The 15,466-nt window shown below is 58.8% G+C and carries 17 protein-coding genes; 13 read left to right on the top strand and 4 right to left on the bottom strand.

Annotated elements, in window-relative coordinates; all coding sequences use genetic code 11:
- The first annotated feature begins 1 nt into the window (after position 1).
- Together JUE30_RS02940 and JUE30_RS02935 are read left to right on the top strand one after the other, a co-directional pair.
- The gene (locus tag JUE30_RS02940; protein ID WP_125756102.1) at positions 2-988 is read left to right on the top strand and encodes an AEC family transporter; all 987 of its coding nucleotides are present in this window, start codon (positions 2-4) and stop codon (positions 986-988) included.
- Between the two features lie 202 nt (positions 989-1,190).
- Positions 1,191-2,684 carry a metallophosphoesterase gene (locus tag JUE30_RS02935; protein WP_203623548.1) on the top strand — a complete coding sequence of 498 codons (1,494 nt, stop codon included), beginning with the start codon at positions 1,191-1,193 and terminating at the stop codon, positions 2,682-2,684.
- Positions 2,685-2,728: 44 nt separating this feature from the next.
- On the opposite strand, the gene JUE30_RS02930 is transcribed toward JUE30_RS02935, so the two are convergent.
- On the bottom strand, positions 2,729-3,229 hold the full coding sequence (locus JUE30_RS02930; protein WP_203623547.1) for a peroxiredoxin: 501 nt from the start codon (positions 3,227-3,229) through the stop codon (positions 2,729-2,731).
- Positions 3,230-3,367: 138 nt separating this feature from the next.
- Here JUE30_RS02930 and JUE30_RS02925 point away from each other — a divergent pair, with 138 nt between their 5' ends.
- The 3 genes from JUE30_RS02925 to JUE30_RS02915 all read left to right on the top strand — a co-directional run bounded on the left by JUE30_RS02925 (position 3,368) and on the right by JUE30_RS02915 (position 4,879).
- On the top strand, positions 3,368-3,862 hold the full coding sequence (locus JUE30_RS02925; protein ID WP_203623546.1) for a flavodoxin domain-containing protein: 495 nt from the start codon (positions 3,368-3,370) through the stop codon (positions 3,860-3,862).
- Between the two features lie 93 nt (positions 3,863-3,955).
- Positions 3,956-4,303, top strand: coding sequence for a hypothetical protein (locus tag JUE30_RS02920; RefSeq protein ID WP_203623545.1), 348 nt, complete (start codon positions 3,956-3,958; stop codon positions 4,301-4,303).
- 126 nt (positions 4,304-4,429) lie between these two features.
- Positions 4,430-4,879: a universal stress protein gene (locus JUE30_RS02915; protein WP_203623544.1), complete on the top strand. Its 450-nt coding sequence runs from the start codon at positions 4,430-4,432 to the stop codon at positions 4,877-4,879.
- A gap of 44 nt (positions 4,880-4,923) precedes the next feature.
- On the opposite strand, the gene JUE30_RS02910 is transcribed toward JUE30_RS02915, so the two are convergent.
- On the bottom strand, positions 4,924-7,269 hold the full coding sequence (locus tag JUE30_RS02910) for a cation-translocating P-type ATPase (RefSeq protein WP_203623543.1): 2,346 nt from the start codon (positions 7,267-7,269) through the stop codon (positions 4,924-4,926).
- Positions 7,270-7,397: 128 nt separating this feature from the next.
- Here JUE30_RS02910 and JUE30_RS02905 point away from each other — a divergent pair, with 128 nt between their 5' ends.
- The 6 genes from JUE30_RS02905 (at position 7,398) to JUE30_RS02880 (ending at position 12,136) form a co-directional block, all read left to right on the top strand.
- On the top strand, positions 7,398-8,297 hold the full coding sequence (locus JUE30_RS02905) for a proline iminopeptidase-family hydrolase (RefSeq protein ID WP_125756088.1): 900 nt from the start codon (positions 7,398-7,400) through the stop codon (positions 8,295-8,297).
- Between the two features lie 80 nt (positions 8,298-8,377).
- On the top strand, positions 8,378-8,701 hold the full coding sequence (locus tag JUE30_RS02900) for a hypothetical protein (RefSeq protein ID WP_203623542.1): 324 nt from the start codon (positions 8,378-8,380) through the stop codon (positions 8,699-8,701).
- 120 nt (positions 8,702-8,821) lie between these two features.
- The gene (locus JUE30_RS02895; RefSeq protein WP_203623541.1) at positions 8,822-9,340 is read left to right on the top strand and encodes a GNAT family N-acetyltransferase; all 519 of its coding nucleotides are present in this window, start codon (positions 8,822-8,824) and stop codon (positions 9,338-9,340) included.
- A 9-nt stretch (positions 9,341-9,349) separates the two neighbouring features.
- Positions 9,350-10,516, top strand: coding sequence for a cation:proton antiporter (locus JUE30_RS02890; protein ID WP_125756082.1), 1,167 nt, complete (start codon positions 9,350-9,352; stop codon positions 10,514-10,516).
- A complete protein-coding gene (locus JUE30_RS02885) occupies positions 10,513-11,166 on the top strand; it encodes an HAD hydrolase-like protein (RefSeq protein WP_125756080.1) in 654 nt (217 codons plus the stop codon). The genes JUE30_RS02890 and JUE30_RS02885 overlap by 4 nt, the downstream gene beginning before the upstream one ends.
- A 268-nt stretch (positions 11,167-11,434) precedes the next feature.
- Positions 11,435-12,136 (top strand): LysM domain-containing protein, encoded by a 702-nt coding sequence (locus JUE30_RS02880; protein WP_239061347.1) that lies wholly within the window; start codon positions 11,435-11,437, stop codon positions 12,134-12,136.
- 109 nt (positions 12,137-12,245) lie between these two features.
- Here the strand turns inward: JUE30_RS02880 and JUE30_RS02875 are convergent, their stop codons facing one another.
- Positions 12,246-12,692 (bottom strand): MarR family winged helix-turn-helix transcriptional regulator, encoded by a 447-nt coding sequence (locus JUE30_RS02875; RefSeq protein ID WP_164506187.1) that lies wholly within the window; start codon positions 12,690-12,692, stop codon positions 12,246-12,248.
- A 98-nt stretch (positions 12,693-12,790) separates the two neighbouring features.
- Here JUE30_RS02875 and JUE30_RS02870 point away from each other — a divergent pair, with 98 nt between their 5' ends.
- On the top strand, positions 12,791-13,714 hold the full coding sequence (locus JUE30_RS02870) for an alpha/beta hydrolase (RefSeq protein WP_203623540.1): 924 nt from the start codon (positions 12,791-12,793) through the stop codon (positions 13,712-13,714).
- Here the strand turns inward: JUE30_RS02870 and nrdI are convergent.
- Complete coding sequence (gene nrdI, locus JUE30_RS02865) at positions 13,711-14,163, bottom strand: class Ib ribonucleoside-diphosphate reductase assembly flavoprotein NrdI (protein ID WP_191988014.1); 453 nt, start codon at positions 14,161-14,163, stop codon at positions 13,711-13,713. The two genes, JUE30_RS02870 and nrdI, sit on opposite strands and share 4 nt — an antisense overlap.
- Positions 14,164-14,307: 144 nt before the next feature.
- Here nrdI and JUE30_RS02860 point away from each other — a divergent pair, with 144 nt between their 5' ends.
- Positions 14,308-15,258, top strand: a complete 951-nt coding sequence (locus JUE30_RS02860) for a hypothetical protein (protein WP_125756072.1) — start codon at positions 14,308-14,310, stop codon at positions 15,256-15,258.
- The last annotated feature ends 208 nt before the right edge of the window (positions 15,259-15,466 follow it).

Below are 15,466 nucleotides of genomic sequence, written 5' to 3'. Positions count from 1 at the left end.
TGTGACTGCCTTATACACGAGTATCGAAAGTGTTTTAACCATTGTTTTGATGATCGCGCTGGGCTACATTCTCCAGCACAACGGCTGGTTTGATGAAAAATTCGGCCAGACCATCTCTAACCTGCTGATGAAGGTCGCGCTGCCGGCGTCTATTTTCATCCAGGTCCTGCAGCGGCTGACCCGCAGCAAGCTTATCAGCCTGTCCTCAGGGCTGGTGTACGGCTTTGGCGCCGTCGCGCTGGGCTACATCGTGGCCTTCATTCTGGTCAAGCTGCTCAAGGTGCGCCCGGGCCGGCGCGGGACGTTCATCAACATGTTCGTCAACGCCAACACCATTTTCATCGGTCTGCCGCTCAACATGGCGCTGTTCGGTGACAAGGCGACTGCGTACTTCCTGATGTACTACGTGGTCAACACGGTGTCCACCTGGACGCTTGGCGCGTTTTTGATGAGCTGGGACGACCCGACCAAGATCAACGGCGAGGTCGGCACCAAGGCCAGCTTCAACTGGAAAAAGCTGCTGCCAGCACCTTTGGTTGGCTTCCTGGTCGCGCTGGTCTTCCTGCTGCTCAACATTCCGTTCGTGAATGTGGGCTGGCTGAGCTTCGTCGTCAACGCGATGACGTATGTCGGCAGCCTCGTGACCCCGCTGTCTCTGATTTACATCGGGATCATCCTGGCCAAGGCTGGGTTCAAGACCATCAAGTTCGACCGCGACTCGGTCGTTGCACTGCTCGGCCGCTTCGTGGTCGCACCGCTGCTGATTTTCGCGCTGATCACCATTGGGCTGAGGGCCGGCTTCCATGTACCAAGCCTTGAAGCGAAGACGCTGATTGTTCAGGCTTCCGCACCTGGCCTTGCCGTGCTGCCAATTTTGGCCACGGAAGGGCACGGCGACGTCGAATACGCGACCAACGTGGTCACACTGTCGACGGTGCTGTTCGTCATCGTGGTGCCGATCATCATGCTGCTGATCCAGGGGATGTAAGTGGCACGTTCAACTAAATCGTTCAACGAAGGCGCACTCAGGCAACTGAGGGCGTCTTTTTTATCCGGTGATCGTCAGTTGCCTCTTGAATGGGCTTTCACAATGCCGGCCTTGGGTGTACCCTAGACATTAACAAACTTATGTGGCCAGTTGGCGATTCGTCAACAATTGCCAGTGAACACGAGAAAGGAGTGTTGCGCCGATGGATCTGGGCAGTCTGCATCTTTTCATCTTATCTGATCTGCATCTGGGGAGTACTCGCCACACCACGGCGGCCTTCCACCATGCGCTGGTCAACATGCACCGCCTCGACCCGCACGCGGCCGTGGTGATCGCGGGCGATGTCACGGACTGGGGCGACCCAGCGCAGTTTCAGGACGCCTGGTCCTCTTTGGAAAAGGTGCCGGCCGACCAGCTGATCGTCTGCCTGGGCAATCACGATGTGCGCGGGCCGCATGAGCTGGACTTCGACAACGATCAGGAAAGCGATCCGCAATACTTTCGCACGGTCACGATGCCCGAGTATCAGGCCCACTACCTGAGCCGCGTGCCTGGCGCAACGCCCTGGCAGCCTTACTTCACGGTGGACCTGGGCGATTACCACTTCATCGTCATGAACTCGGAAAAAGGGCTGAAGGACGGCGCCTACATCTCGGCCCAGCAGGTGGCCTGGCTTGATGCGGAGCTGCAGGCCGGCGAGGACGGTGGCCAAAAGAATCTGGTGCTGGTCCATCAGCCGCTGCGCGATACGCACTGGCGCAGTAATTTTGGCGGTGGCTTTGGCATTCAGGACGCCGTTGTCAAAGATGTGCTGCGCCGGCACCCGAATACTTTCATTTTGTCCGGGCATATTCACAACGGCTTTGGCGTGGCCGAGGCCATCCCGCGCGATTTTGGGACGTGCATTGACTTGCCCGCGTTTGCCCTCAGCGAGAACGGCTACGATGGCGCGGGGCTGGCGTATTACTGCACCTTCAGCGCCCGGACGATGAAGTTTGCGGCCTGGGACCTGGCCATTAATCGGCCGCTGCCGCAGTACGACCTGAACCTGAACACCACGACGCTGGCGGCGGCGTTGCCCAGCATTGAAAAACGCGACCCAATGGCGGCCGCACGGGCGCTGCAGCTGCTTCACCGCAATTATGCGACGGCCACCTTTGATGATCCGCGCACCGATTCGACGCCTGACGTGCCGGCGGCACAACTCTTTGGCCCGCAGGTGCAGGCCCAGGTGGCCGAGCTGATCGGCAGCGCCCGGCCGCGGCGGGCACTTTGCCCGCCACTTGATCTCAAGCCTTACCACGCCTACTTTGCGCGGCGCGATGACGCCATCGAGACGCTGAGCCGGCTGAGTGACAACCTGCTTCATGGGCAGGCGGCGGACGCGGCGGTTGAGGCCCGGCTGACCCGCCAGTTTGTCCAGGCGCGCGTGGCGGCGGTGATGCCGCAGATGATCAGGTTCAGTGATGCGGCGCTCGCCGCCTTAGTCGACGAGGCGCAGCGGCTGTTGGTCGGCGTGTTTCCGCGCGTTGACCGCAGCAATCTGGAAGCGGCCATCGCGGCCCACAGCCAGGATGAGGCGCCGGCAAGTCGTTTGCTCGTGGCTCAGGCGCGTTACCTGTTGAAGGACCGAGCGGCCACTCAGCCGGCGGTTGATCGCATGGTCGCGCAGTTGAATGCGTTACAGGGGATATAAAAAGCTGCTGTGCAAATGCGTTGCACAGCAGCTTTTTGGATGGGTTAGTGCTTGGCGTGAGTTTCCAGGTAGGCCAGGGCACTGTCGTAGTCAGGTTCATTCGTTTGTTCGGTGATCAGCTCACGGTAGACGATTTTGCCGTCCGGGTCAGTGATCCAGACGCTGCGGGCGTCCGTGTTGTTGGCTGCCAGGTAAAGCCCCATGGCCTTGCCAAAGCTGGCATCGGCGTCGGACAGCAGGCGCATGTTTTTCACGCCTTCATTGGCGCACCAGTGCTTTTGCTGGTCCAAGGTGTTGGTGGAGATGGTGTAAAAGTTGATCCCGTCGAACCGGTCGGCGGCTTGGTTAAAGTTTTTGGTGGAAATGCTGCAGACGCGCGTGTCAATGTCTGGCACCACCGAGATCAGGCTGTAGCGGCCCTTTAGGTGGGACTGGTCAAACGGCGTCTGGTCGGCAGTGGTCACGTTAAATGCAGGCAGTTCGTGGCCAATCAATGGCGGCTGGCCGTTAGTCTCTTGTGCTTCGCCATGACGAGTGATTTGCATGATGTAGCCTCCTTTTGCAATCTACGTTCAGTGTAGCATATCCCTCGCGGTTTGGCAGGCCTTGCCACTGGCCGCTGGGCAAGGCGTCTTGCTACAATTATCCTGTACCAGTGGGTAATCTGATAAGGAGGGGGCATCATGGGCCAAACTGTCGTTATCTATTCATCGCAGACTGGATTCACACAGGGTTACGCGCTGTGGATCGCGCGAGTGCTGCATTGTGAAGTGTTAGATGTGGCGTTTGTCACGCCAGACGACTTGATCCACACGCGCCTGGTGATTTACGGCGCGCACGCCACCAAGCGCGGCGGCGTGACCGGCTTTCGGCCCTTCTATCAGCAGTACCAGTTGGCGCTGCCGCATCAGCTGATCGTATTTGGCACGGGCCTACTGCCGCCTGAGCAAATCGATTTGCAGGCGCTGCGCCAGCACACGTTTCGCACCTGCCGCACGCAGCCGCAGCTCTTTTACTTTGACGGCGAAATGGATCCGGCCAGCATGCCGCTGCGGATCAAGCTGCCGTACTACTCGCAAAAACGCAAGCTCAAGGCCAAGCCGCCAGCCGGGGGCATGGCCGTGGTTCGACCGCTGCTGGACGAGGTGGCCAGACTGGAGGCAAGCGGTGTGATTTGAGGCAGCTCACTAATTGGTGGGGCACGCGGGAAGAATCCGGCAGAACCGGAAAAAGTTTGGTACACTTAAACAAACAATATCCGGAGGCAATTCATGACAATTGATAACAACCAACTAGTGACTCGCTACTACAACCTGAAGGCAAAAAACGCCGATTTGTTCAAGGCCGTCACCGATTATGTGGACGCGCAGGTCGCAGCCCTTTACGCTCAGTTGAATGACCATTTCGTCGACACCATCACCATCGACTTGGACGAGCTGATGACCATCGCTGCCAAAACGGCGCCGCACCTGGATCCCGCAGAGCTGGAAATCGCCGTGACCAACAATGTGCACAAGCACCTGGATGCCCTGGGGTTGTTCGTGGTGCCGCAGCCGTACACCGACGCCAACACCGTGGTCGCCAAGCTCAACTTTTTCAACCACAGCCGCTACTTTTAAACGGCGCGCCGCTGCCTGGACTCCAGGCGGCGGCTTTTTGCGGCCAAAATTAATGTGACGCCGGCCCCTATTGTTCCCGCCATAACGCCTGGATATGGTACAAATAAGGGGAAGGGAGTGGTCCAGATGACAAAAGACCGAATCTTAGTGGCGTTTGATGGCTCTGCCGCCGGCGCTGCGGCGCTGGAAAAGGCGGTGGCGATCACCGAGATGGACGACGCCAGCATCGACCTGCTGTACGTGATTGATACCCGCAGCTATCAGGTCGGCTTTGCCCAGCAACCGGACGTGGACGGCACGATTTTGTACAACGCCGAAACGCGGGCGGAAATCGAGCTGGAAGAGCAGGCCAAGCCGCTGCGGGCGCGGGGCATTGAAGTGCGCACCCACCTGCGCTTCGGCAATCCGCGCACCGTGGTCGCGCTTGACGCGCCCAAGGATTATGACAGCAGTTTGATCATCCTCGGCCGCTCCAGCAAGCGGCTGACGTCGCGCATGTTTATCGGGTCGGTGGCCAGCTTCGTCACCGAAAACGCGCCGTGCGACGTGCTGATCGTGGCAAATCCCAATGCTTAGGATAAACCAAAGGCCGGTGCAATTTTGCACCGGCCTTTTGCGTGCTAGAAGCGCCAGTTGATTTTAGACAAGATACGCCGCCCGAGAAATTCCTGAAGCAGCAGGTAGACCGGCACGCTGGACGCCAGCAGCGGCAGGTAAAACAGCGCCCGGCCCCAGTCCCACAGGTTCGCCAGCGCGAATACGCGATTGACCACAAAGAAGGTCAGGAAGAACATGATGGCGACCAGCAGGACCATGGCCGCCTTGTACCGGTTGAACGGCCGCGAGACCAGCAGCACCACGTGGTATTCGATGACGCCGATCATGAAGACGACCAGTGTCGAGGTCAGGGCAAACGACCAGTTGAACACATACTCGAACCGCGTCAGCAGCAACGTGTAAATCACGATGGCCAAGGCGGCGGGCGCGGCGATTATCATAACTTTTTGCAGAAAACGGCCAGTCACGCGGGTGAAGTTGGGCTCAAGCGTCAGGAAGAACGACGGAATGGCCACGCAGATCGCTGACACCGGCGTCAGGTTGATCGGCGTGATGGGGTAATCCAGCGGCAGGAAGACAAAAATCGCGGTGAGGATGACCGAAAAAATCGTTTTAATCAGGTACATCGACGCCACACGCTCAATGTTGTTGATGACGCGGCGGCCTTCATTCAGTACCCCAGTCATCGCGTCAAAGTTCGAATCCAGCAGCGTGAAGTCGGCAATCGACTTGGCGGCCTCGGCGCCGCTCGCCATCGCAATCGCACAGTCGGACTGGCGCAGCGCCGGGACGTCATTGACGCCGTCGCCGGTCATCGCGACCGTGTGGCCATTTTGTTGAAGTGCCGCAATCAGTTGCTTCTTCTGTGGCGGGGTGACGCGGCCAAAGACGGTGTAGCGCTCGGCCAAGGCGTTAAAGTCGGCGTCATCGGCCACGGTGCTCATGTCGATGGCCTGGTCGGCATGCGGCAGCGCCGCCTGCTGCGCCACATTGGCGACGGTCAGGGGATTGTCACCGGAAATCACCTTCAACGTCACGTCCTGTGTGCCGAAGAAGGCCAGGGTTTCGGCTGCCGCGGGGCGGACCTCATCGGCGATGGTGATAAAGCCTAGCAGGCGCACGGCTTGCAGCGGGGTGGTCAGGCCGCGGTCCGTGGCCGCCACGGCCAGGACGCGGAAACCGGCCCGGGTCGCTTGCTGGATCCGCTGCCGGCTGGTTTCTGGGAGGCTGGCGCCAAAAATAAATTCCGGCGCGCCCATCAGCAGGCTATGACCGTCGGCGAACGTGGCCCCGGACCACTTGCGCGCCGACGAAAACGGCACCGTGCTGAGAGTGGTCACACTAGGTGTTTGCGGCCAGGCTTGCTTGATGGCCAGCGCCGTTTCGTTGTCATCGTTCAACGCGTAGGTCACGGCTACGGCGGCCTGGCTGACGGTGTCCTCGGTTTCACCCCGCTCGGGGTAAACTCCAGCCACGCGCAACTGGCCGGACGTGATGGTACCGGTTTTGTCCAGACACAAGACGTCGACGCGGGCCAGCGCCTCAATGGCGGGCAGGGCGCTGACCAGCACGCGCTTGCGGCCTAGGTTCATGGCCGAAACCGCCAGCGCCACGTTCGTCAGCAGCACCAGGCCCTCGGGAATCATGCCGATCATCGCCGCGGCGGTGGACAGGATCGCCCGGTTGTAATTGCCGCGGCGGATCATAGCGACGGTGAAATACACGACGCCCAGCGGAATCAGCACGTAGGTCAGAATCTGGATGATGCGGTTGATGGTTGCGAGCAGTTGGCTTTGGGGATGACGGGCGGCCTTGGCAGAATCGGTGATCTTTGCGGCAAAAGTATCGGCGCCGACTGCAGTGGCCTGCATCAATAGCTGGCCGGCAACGATGAAGCTGCCGGACATCAAGGCGTCGCCGGGATGTTTAGCGATTGCGTTGGCCTCGCCGGTCAAGGGACTTTCATCGACCTCGGCGCCGGCGGTTTGCCGGATCGTGCCGTCGACGGGAATCTGGTCGCCGCGGTGCAGCTGAATCAGGTCGCCCAGGACAATTTTCTCTTGCGGCACCGCGGTCAGTTGCCCATCGCGCATGACCTGTGCCGGGGTTTCAGCCAGAATCGTCATTTTGTCGAGCTGCCGCTTGGCACGCAGCTCCTGGAAGGTGCCGATGGCGGTGTTGATGATCGCCACAAACAAAAAGAGCAGGTTGGCGTAGCTGCCAGTGGTGGCAATCAGCACACCCAGGGCCAAGTTGACGAAGTTGAACAGCGTCAGCGTGTTGCTTTTGATAATGGCGCTGGGCGAGCGAGTCAAGCTGACGGGTTTCGTGTTGTGCTCGCCGGCGGCCATTTTTTTGGTCACTTGCTGGCTGGTCAACCCGGTGAGGGGTGTTTGCTCAAAAGCCATTGCGCCACTTCCTTCCTTTTTCTCTATTTTAACGAATTGGCACGCGGCGGACGCGCAATGACCCTTGCTTAAGATATTTTTATCGCGCGGCAAAAGGTGCATAATTGATGCAATAGGAGTTGATAACGATGAAAACAGCACCAAATGGGACCCATTTTGTCACCCTGGCCAACGGCTATCACCTGTGGACTCAGACCCGTGGGCAAGGGAAGATTCAGTTGATGACGCTGCACGGCGGCCCCGGCGGCACCAACGAAGTGTTTGAAAACTTCGCCGAGCAACTTGCTCCGTACGGCGTACAGGTCACGCGCTACGACCAGCTGGGCTCGTGGTACTCGGATCAGCCGGACTGGGACGACCCGGCCATTCGCGCAAAGTTCTTGAACATTTCGTATTACGTGGATGAGGTCGAGGAAGTCCGTCAGCAGCTGGGCCTGGACCAGTTTTACCTGCTGGGCCAAAGCTGGGGCGGGGTGCTGGCCATCGAATACGCGCTGAAGTACGGCGCGCACTTGAAAGGCCTGATCCTCAGCTCGATGATCGACAACCTTGACGAGTACATCGATAACATCAACGCGATTCGCGAGAAAATGTTTTCGCCGGCACAGGTGGCCTACATGAAGCACATTGAAGCCGAGCACGCCTTTGATGACCCGAAGTACCAGCAGCTGGTCGCCGAGCTGGGGGAGCACTACCTGCACCACGCCGCGGATCCGCAGCCGCGCCACCTGATCTCGACCATGGCCACACCGGTTTACAACTACTTCCAAGGCGACAACGAGTTCGTGATGGTAGGCGCTCTGAAGGATTGGGACCGGCGCGCGGACATCGGCAAAATCACCGTGCCGACGTACCTGACCTTTGGCGGCCATGAGACCATGCCGCTGGCCGCCGCGCAGCGCATGCAAAAGTCCATTCCGCACGCGACGCTGCACATCACGCCCAACGCCGGCCACGGCCAGATGCTCGACAACCCGGTCGATTACTTCCAGCACCTGGGTGAGTGGCTGGCAGCGCAGAATCGCTAACTCGGCTGGGTGAAATAGTCAGCCGTTAGCGGTTACATTTTCCGGCGAGATTGGTATGATGGACTCAGGAGGCGATGCACATGTTCAAGGACACGAAGGCACTCGTGAAACAAATTGCAGATACCGCGTCAGAACCGTTGCACACGTTTGATAACACGATCAAAGAGAATCCTGATCTGGTGATCCCGCTGGCCGTTATTCATGTGGTGCCGATCGCACTGATGATCATCGGCACCACCCAAGTGATCCTGGGCCACCAGAAGCTGAAGGCGGAAAAAGAGCGCACGAAGCAGGCCAAGCTGCGGGCAATGATGCCGCATCACGGCCCGCACTGCGGCCGCCATCACGGCCCGAAACCGCCGATGAAATTGATGGCGGCGCACCACGAGCTGCCAACCGAATAGTGATTCAAAGCCGTCAATTTGGCGGCTTTTTTGTGGCGTCAAGCAACGCAGACAAATTGCCAAGCCGGCCATTTTGCGCGACAATAAATCTACTATTACAATTTTGGGCGGAGGTACATCATGGCAACAATATACGTACGCAAAGGCACAGCAGCAGACATTCCGGCAATCATGGGCATTATTGAGGACGCACGCGCATTTCTGCACGCCCAGCACATCAACCAGTGGCAGGGGACTTATCCGGATAAGCCAGCAGTTGAAGCTGACATCGAAAAAGAGACCAACCGCCTGCTGATCGTCGATGGGGCGGTGGCCGGCAACGCCAGCTTGCTGGAAGGGCCGGACCCCTTCTACGGTAAAATCGATGGTGACGGTTGGCAGGGGAACGCGCCGTACATGATGATCCACCGCTTCGCTGTCTCCGCGAAAATTCGCGGCCAGCACCTGAGCAAGCTCTTCATGTCGAACCTGATCACCGAAGCATACGGCCGCGGGTTCCGCGACCTGCGTATTGACACGCACGCCCAGAATCAGATCATGCAGCACGTCATCTTGGGCAACGGCTTCACGTACCGGGGCATCGTGTATCTGGATGAGCCGGTCCCGGAGCGCAACGCCTACCAGCTGCTGCTGCAGTAAGGAGGACATATGGCCTATTTGGGCACTTTGGCGCTGATTTTGCTCGCCACTCTGGTGCTGAGTCATTTTAGTTTACAAATCGGGATTCCCGCGGTGATCGGCGAACTGCTGGCCGGCATCCTTTTTGGTCCCGCGGTGCTCGACTGGCTCCATCCCAGCACCATGATCACCGAGTTTTCGGAGATCGGGGTGGTGCTTTTGATGTTCATCGCCGGGCTGGAAAGCGACCTGACGCTGCTGAAAAAGTATTTTCGGCCAGGGGTGCTGGTCGCGGTGATCGGCGTCATCGTGCCGGTGGTGACGATTTTTGCCTTTGCCGAGCTGTGGGGCTTTTCGTTTGTGGCCGCCGCGTTTCTGGGCATTACCTACGCCGCGACGTCGGTATCCATTTCCGTCGAGGTGCTCAAGGAGCTTAACGCCTTGGATAGCAAAAGCGGCGCGACCATCCTGGGCGCCGCAGTGGTCGATGACATTTTGACGGTGATCATCCTGAGCGTGGCCGTCAGCGTGTTCGGCACCGGCAGTGCAACGAGCACGGCGCCGCTGTGGCTGACCCTGCTGGAAGAGGTCGCGTACTTTGGCCTGATTTTCCTGGTGGTTAAGTGGCTCGCGCCGTTTGTCATGCACATGGCCGAGCGGCTGCTGCCAAGTTCCTCGGTGACGATCGGGTCACTGCTGCTGTGCCTGGGGATGGCGTACTTGGCCGACCTGTTCGGCCTGTCAGCGGTGATCGGCGCGTTCTTTGCTGGAGTGGCCGTCAGCGAAACCAAGTACCGCGCAGAGGTGGACAAGGCGCTTGAGTCAATTGGCTACGCGGTGTTCATTCCTGTGTTCTTTGTCTCGATCGGCATGAACATGCGCCTGGACAGTATCGGCCGCGACTTCTGGTTCATCGTCATCATGACGGTGCTGGCGCTGCTCACCAAGTGGATCGGCTGCGGTGCCGGGGCTAAGCTGTCGGGAATGTCTTGGCACGAGGCCAACATCATCGGCGCCGGCATGGTCAGCCGCGGCGAAATGGCACTGATCGTCGCCCAGATCGGGTTTGATGCGAACCTGCTGCACCGTGATTTTTATTCCAGCGTCATCATTGTGATTATTTTGACCACGCTGATCGCTCCGTTCATGTTGAAGGACGCCCTGAACCGCCACCGCGCACTGGAGGAGAAAGCTTGAAGACTCTGTTTTTTGACCTAGATGGCACCATCGCCGATTCCCAAGAGGGAATCATCAACAGCATTCACTACATGATCCAAAAGCAGCACCTGCCGCTGCTCGATGATGACACCTACCGGCAGTTCATCGGTCCGTCGCTTGGCAGCAGCCTTAACAAGTATTACCCGGCGCTGTCCGAGGCCGAGGTCGACCAAACCATTCAGTACTACCACGAGTTCTACCTGGCCACGGGAATCTTCCAGCAGAGCCTGTATCCCGGCATTCTAGAGGCCCTGGACCGGCTGATGCGGGCGGGGTATTCGCTGAACATCGCCTCAGCCAAGCCCGAACCGATGGTGGTTCAAATTGCCGAGCGCTTCGGGCTGAACCGCTACTTCACCGGGCTCTACGGCGCCACCATGGACGAGCGGGTGCGCTCGTCGAAAACGGCGGTGCTGGAATACGCGCTGAAAGAAAGCGGCGCCGACCCGCAGCAGGCGCTGATGATCGGCGACCGCGACACCGACATGATCGGCGGGGCGAACAACCACGTCAAGACCCTCGGGGTTACGTACGGCTTCGGCGATGCGGCCGAGCTGGCCAAGGCGCACGCCACGGCCGTCATCGACGCGCCGGGAGAGTTGCCGCGCGGCGTCGCGTCATTGTTGTAAAAAGTGAGTAACCGCGTCTGGTGAGCGATCGCCAGGCGCGGTTTTATGCCTAAAAAGTGAATTTTGCCTCAGTTATGCGACATTTTCATGACAATAATACAAATTTTCCATGATTCGTAACGTGGCTGTGGTATCCCTGTGACCTTCAATCGTTAACATGGTGAGTGTTGAATTGATACTGGACAAAACTTAGGAGTGAATAATTATCAAAAACTCACATTTAGCATGGCTCTTCACAACGGCAGCAGCCTTAAGCACGGCAGTGGTCATGGGTCACACCACCACCACGACCGATGCTGCTACCACAGACGAGTACGTGGTTAAAGCGGGTGATACTCTGTCTGCGATTGCCGCAGCTATCAACACGAACGCCGACAAGCTGGCCGTTGCCAACAACTTGGCCAATAAGAATCTCATCCACGTCGGGCAGATTCTGAAGGTGACTGAAGCAGCTGCTAAGCCTGCCGCCCCGACGACTTACACCGTCAAAGCTGGCGATACGCTTTCAGACATTGCCAAGACCACCGGCGTCAGCCAGGCGACCCTGGCTTCTCTGAACAACATTACTAACCCTAACCTGATCGCGGTTGGCCAGGTCCTGAAGCTCACCGGCTCCGCCGCACCGGCCACCACGCCTACCCAAACCGCAGCGCAGACTAGCGCTCAGCCGCAGGCCCGCAGCTACACGGCGCCGAAGAGTTACAGCGCGCCGCGGACCACGACCAGCTACACCAGCAGCGCCTCTGGCAATGAGGCCGCCGCGAAGGCTGCCATCGCCCAGCGCGAATCAGGCGGTTCCTACAGCGCCCGCAACGGCCAGTACATCGGCAAGTACCAACTGACCAATTCCTATCTGCACGGCGATTACTCCGCCGCCAACCAGGAACGCGTCGCCGATCAGTACGTCTCCAGCCGCTACGGCAGCTGGTCCAAGGCCCTGGCGCACTCGAACGCATACGGCTGGTACTAAACTTAAACACGCATCCGCTTTGACACCGCCACCGCATTTTGGCCGCGGTGTTTTTTTATGCCCTTGCGCAAAAAGGCCCCGCCGGTGAGCGGGGCCGCAGGCAGGGCAATCAGCGCGGGGTTTGTGCCTGGTGAAGTTGATCTTCAGCGTCTTGCAACATATTTAGCAGGGCCAGCAGCTTATCCTTGCCAAGGATCTGAACCCATTGGTCAAAGGCGGCGTTCGAGGCTTTGGTGGCCTCAGCCTCGACGCGCTTACCGAGCGGGGTGAGCTGCAGCAAGCGGCGCCGGCGGTCGTCCTTGGCCGTCGTCTGGGACACGTAACCCAAGTCGCGCAGCACACGCAGCTGGCGGGCAATCGCGGGTTTAGTGACCTTGCGGCGCTTGACGATGTCAGTCAGCGTGGTGGCCTCATTACTGGCGAGGTCGGTCATTATCTGGTATTGTTCAAACGATAGCTTAAAGTCTTCCAGCGGGCGGGAAAGATCTGCTTCAACGTGTTTGATCAGGCTGAAATAGATATCGATAAAGCCAGCGCGTAACGCTTTTTCGTTCATGGGTCGGTGCCTCCTCCGTATCATTACCATAAGTCTAACCTATATTGCATTGCGCGCCAACCATTAACGCCTGAAAATTTAATTGATTGGAGAACCTCATGAAACGCAAATGGACAATTCTGTTGAGCGGCCTCGGGATGGTCATCGTGGCGGCCATCGCCGGCGCGTCCTTGTACTTCTACAATTATGCTTTTGTGCCGAGCCACAAGACCTTCCTCAGCAGCACGACCGAGCCGGCGGTCCGCAAAGCGCAGGCCTGGCTGAAAACAGTGCCCAAGGAGACCTGGCACGAGCAGGCGGCCGGGGCCAACTTGCGGCTGGTCGCCGACTGGGTGCCGGCTTCGCATGACACCCCCAAAACGATCGTGGTCGCGCATGGCTACATGAACACCAAAGAAGACATGGCCCGGCAAATCAAATTTTTCCACGAGGCCGGCTTTAACGTCCTAGCCCCGGATGACCGCGGCCACGGCCAGTCCCAAGGCAACTACATTGGCTACGGCTACGCGGACCGGTTGGATTACCTCAAGTGGCTTCAACAAGTGATCCGGCGCGTCGGGCCCACCAGTCAGATTGGGTTGTATGGCGTCTCGATGGGCGGGGCCACAGTGATGTACCTGAGCGGCGAAAAACTGCCCAAGCAGGTGGTTTCGATTGTTGAGGACTGCGGCTACACCAGCATCATGGATGAACTGGCCGCCCAGGGCCAGGCGTTGTTTTCATTGCCGCGTTACCCGCTGATCCCGGCGGTGGCCCTGACGGCCAGCCTCAAGGCCCACTACAACGTGTTTGCCGCGTCGACGATTGTTGCGCTGAATCACAACACCAGACCGCTCCTGTTCATCCACGGGGCCAAGGACGCCTTTGTGCCAACCAGCATGGTGCACCGCGAGTACGCCGCAGACCACAGCGAAAAAAAGCTCTGGATTGTGCCCAAAGCCGGGCATGCCCAGAGTCTTAAGCTGCAGCCAAACCGTTACCAACACCGCGTGGTAGGCTGGTTCAACGCCCACTGGCGTTAGGCCTGGTTGACTTTCACCAAAATGTCGTAAATGCGGCTGGCGTCTTTGGCTGTGCCGCGCAGCTCGTAGTCAGCCAAAAATGGCACATTGAATTCCTTGCAGTATTCCTTGGCCGTCAGGCAGTACTGCTCGTTGAAGTTGCGGTTGCCGGAGCCGATGATGCCGCGGCACCATTCGGCGTTGCCGGGTTCGCGCAGGTAGTCGCCCATCGCGGTGGTCATCAGCTCGTGAAAGCCGTTGTCGATGCCGTTGCCGCCGTCCAGGTAAGTGGGGATCATGACGAAATACGGCGCAGTCTCGCCTTCGTTTTGGGTGGCATCCGACACCTCTTCCAGATGAATCAGCGGCTGCTCGACGTTTGCCTGGTGCTGGGCCTTGGCGTATTCAGCGAGGTGCTCGGCGAACGCGCGGGTGTTGCCTGAGATGGATATGTATAACAAATTGATCACGGTGAGGGCTCCTTTTCTGACAGGTTCTGGGTCTAATGTAACACGAACCACCCGCAACCGGTAGTAGCGTTTTTGCGATGAGCCACTACATATGGTCCGACATTGGTCGGCGAACTTCGGTATAATAGCCGTGGAGGAAAACTTATGGCAAGGACTCGATACACGGCGGTCAGCCGCGGCTGGCTGATGGTTTTTGGCTTAATCTACTGCGTGATCCTGGTCATTTTTGGCGTGGGCTTCGGGTTCGCAATCACGTTTGGCAACACGGATCAAATGATCCAGACGGTCACCAACCCGCAGAGTTTGACCAACCTGCAGCAAACGTTGAACAACAGCGCCTTGCGCCAGACAGCCAAGGCCGGTGTGACGCTGCCGCCAACGACTGAGCTCATTGACCCGCAGGCGCTCAGACGCGGGGTGGCGACCGGCATTGCCATCAGCGCCAATTTTGGCGACGTGCCGCAGCGAAGCAAGTGGGTCGACCAAGCTTACATCAGCAAAACCGACCCCAGCCACATGACGTTGAAGCCGCTGCTGAAGCCGCTGAATTCGCGGCTGGCGGCTGCCGCCAAGGCCATTGACCCCAATTACTCCGGTGAGGTGCGCGTGTCGGTCGAAAAGGCCATCGCGGCACACTACAACGAGGTGATCCTGGACACCATGATGCTGCACGGCATCGGCATCGCCTACCCGATGATGGTGCTGATCTGCCAGACGGCCGCGATCGTCGGCGCCATCCTTGGTGTCATCGTGCTGGCCGTGATGCGCGTTTGCGCGCACTCCTGGGAGCGGTGGCTGCGCGTGACCGGCCGGCTCACTTACAGCATCGCGATTCTCGCCGGCCTGGGCGCGCTGGTCGTGTCGATTCCAGCGCTGGCGCAGTACATCAGGCTCGGCGGGGTCAGCCAGATCGTGGTCGAGCAGATCCAGGCCGCCGTCACGCCCACCTGGCGCATTGTGGCCGGGGTGATTTTGCTGATTGGCATCGGCATGTCGGTCGCGGCCGCCGTGATGCGGATGCAGGCCCGCAAGCAGGCGGAGAAAGTGGCGGCGCAGCTGGAAAATGCCGTTGACACGATGAAGAAAAGAAATTAGGATAGCCACATAGTTGATTTTCATTCACGTGCTTTGCGGAGAAGAGTAACCGAAATCAAGCGCTAAAGAGAACCCGGCTGGTGAGAAAGGGCGCGCAACGAGTCGGTGAAGATGAGCTCCAAATAGCTGTTCAGCGGTTCACGCCGCTGGACCGGGCGCAACCGTTACCTTGCCGGGTATCAACTGGTACTCAAGAGGCGGAGCATTC

Source organism: Lacticaseibacillus sp. 866-1, from assembly GCF_016861825.1.
Classification (GTDB): Bacteria; Bacillota; Bacilli; order Lactobacillales; family Lactobacillaceae; genus Lacticaseibacillus.
The sequence above is the reverse complement of the archived record's forward strand: the minus strand, read 5'-3'. Positions and strand labels throughout refer to the sequence as shown.

What these genes read in the sequence shown, in the direction of transcription:
- JUE30_RS02935 (WP_203623548.1), top strand. Translation starts at nt 1,191, where the DNA reads ATGGATCTGGGCAGTCTGCATCTTTTCATCTTATCTGATCTGCATCTG.
- JUE30_RS02930 (WP_203623547.1), bottom strand. Translation starts at nt 3,229, where the DNA reads ATGCAAATCACTCGTCATGGCGAAGCACAAGAGACTAACGGCCAGCCG.
- JUE30_RS02925 (WP_203623546.1), top strand. Translation starts at nt 3,368, where the DNA reads ATGGGCCAAACTGTCGTTATCTATTCATCGCAGACTGGATTCACACAG.
- JUE30_RS02920 (WP_203623545.1), top strand. Translation starts at nt 3,956, where the DNA reads ATGACAATTGATAACAACCAACTAGTGACTCGCTACTACAACCTGAAG.
- JUE30_RS02915 (WP_203623544.1), top strand. Translation starts at nt 4,430, where the DNA reads ATGACAAAAGACCGAATCTTAGTGGCGTTTGATGGCTCTGCCGCCGGC.
- JUE30_RS02910 (WP_203623543.1), bottom strand. Translation starts at nt 7,269, where the DNA reads ATGGCTTTTGAGCAAACACCCCTCACCGGGTTGACCAGCCAGCAAGTG.
- JUE30_RS02905 (WP_125756088.1), top strand. Translation starts at nt 7,398, where the DNA reads ATGAAAACAGCACCAAATGGGACCCATTTTGTCACCCTGGCCAACGGC.
- JUE30_RS02900 (WP_203623542.1), top strand. Translation starts at nt 8,378, where the DNA reads ATGTTCAAGGACACGAAGGCACTCGTGAAACAAATTGCAGATACCGCG.
- JUE30_RS02895 (WP_203623541.1), top strand. Translation starts at nt 8,822, where the DNA reads ATGGCAACAATATACGTACGCAAAGGCACAGCAGCAGACATTCCGGCA.
- JUE30_RS02890 (WP_125756082.1), top strand. Translation starts at nt 9,350, where the DNA reads ATGGCCTATTTGGGCACTTTGGCGCTGATTTTGCTCGCCACTCTGGTG.
- JUE30_RS02880 (WP_239061347.1), top strand. Translation starts at nt 11,435, where the DNA reads ATGGGTCACACCACCACCACGACCGATGCTGCTACCACAGACGAGTAC.
- JUE30_RS02875 (WP_164506187.1), bottom strand. Translation starts at nt 12,692, where the DNA reads ATGAACGAAAAAGCGTTACGCGCTGGCTTTATCGATATCTATTTCAGC.
- JUE30_RS02870 (WP_203623540.1), top strand. Translation starts at nt 12,791, where the DNA reads ATGAAACGCAAATGGACAATTCTGTTGAGCGGCCTCGGGATGGTCATC.
- JUE30_RS02860 (WP_125756072.1), top strand. Translation starts at nt 14,308, where the DNA reads ATGGCAAGGACTCGATACACGGCGGTCAGCCGCGGCTGGCTGATGGTT.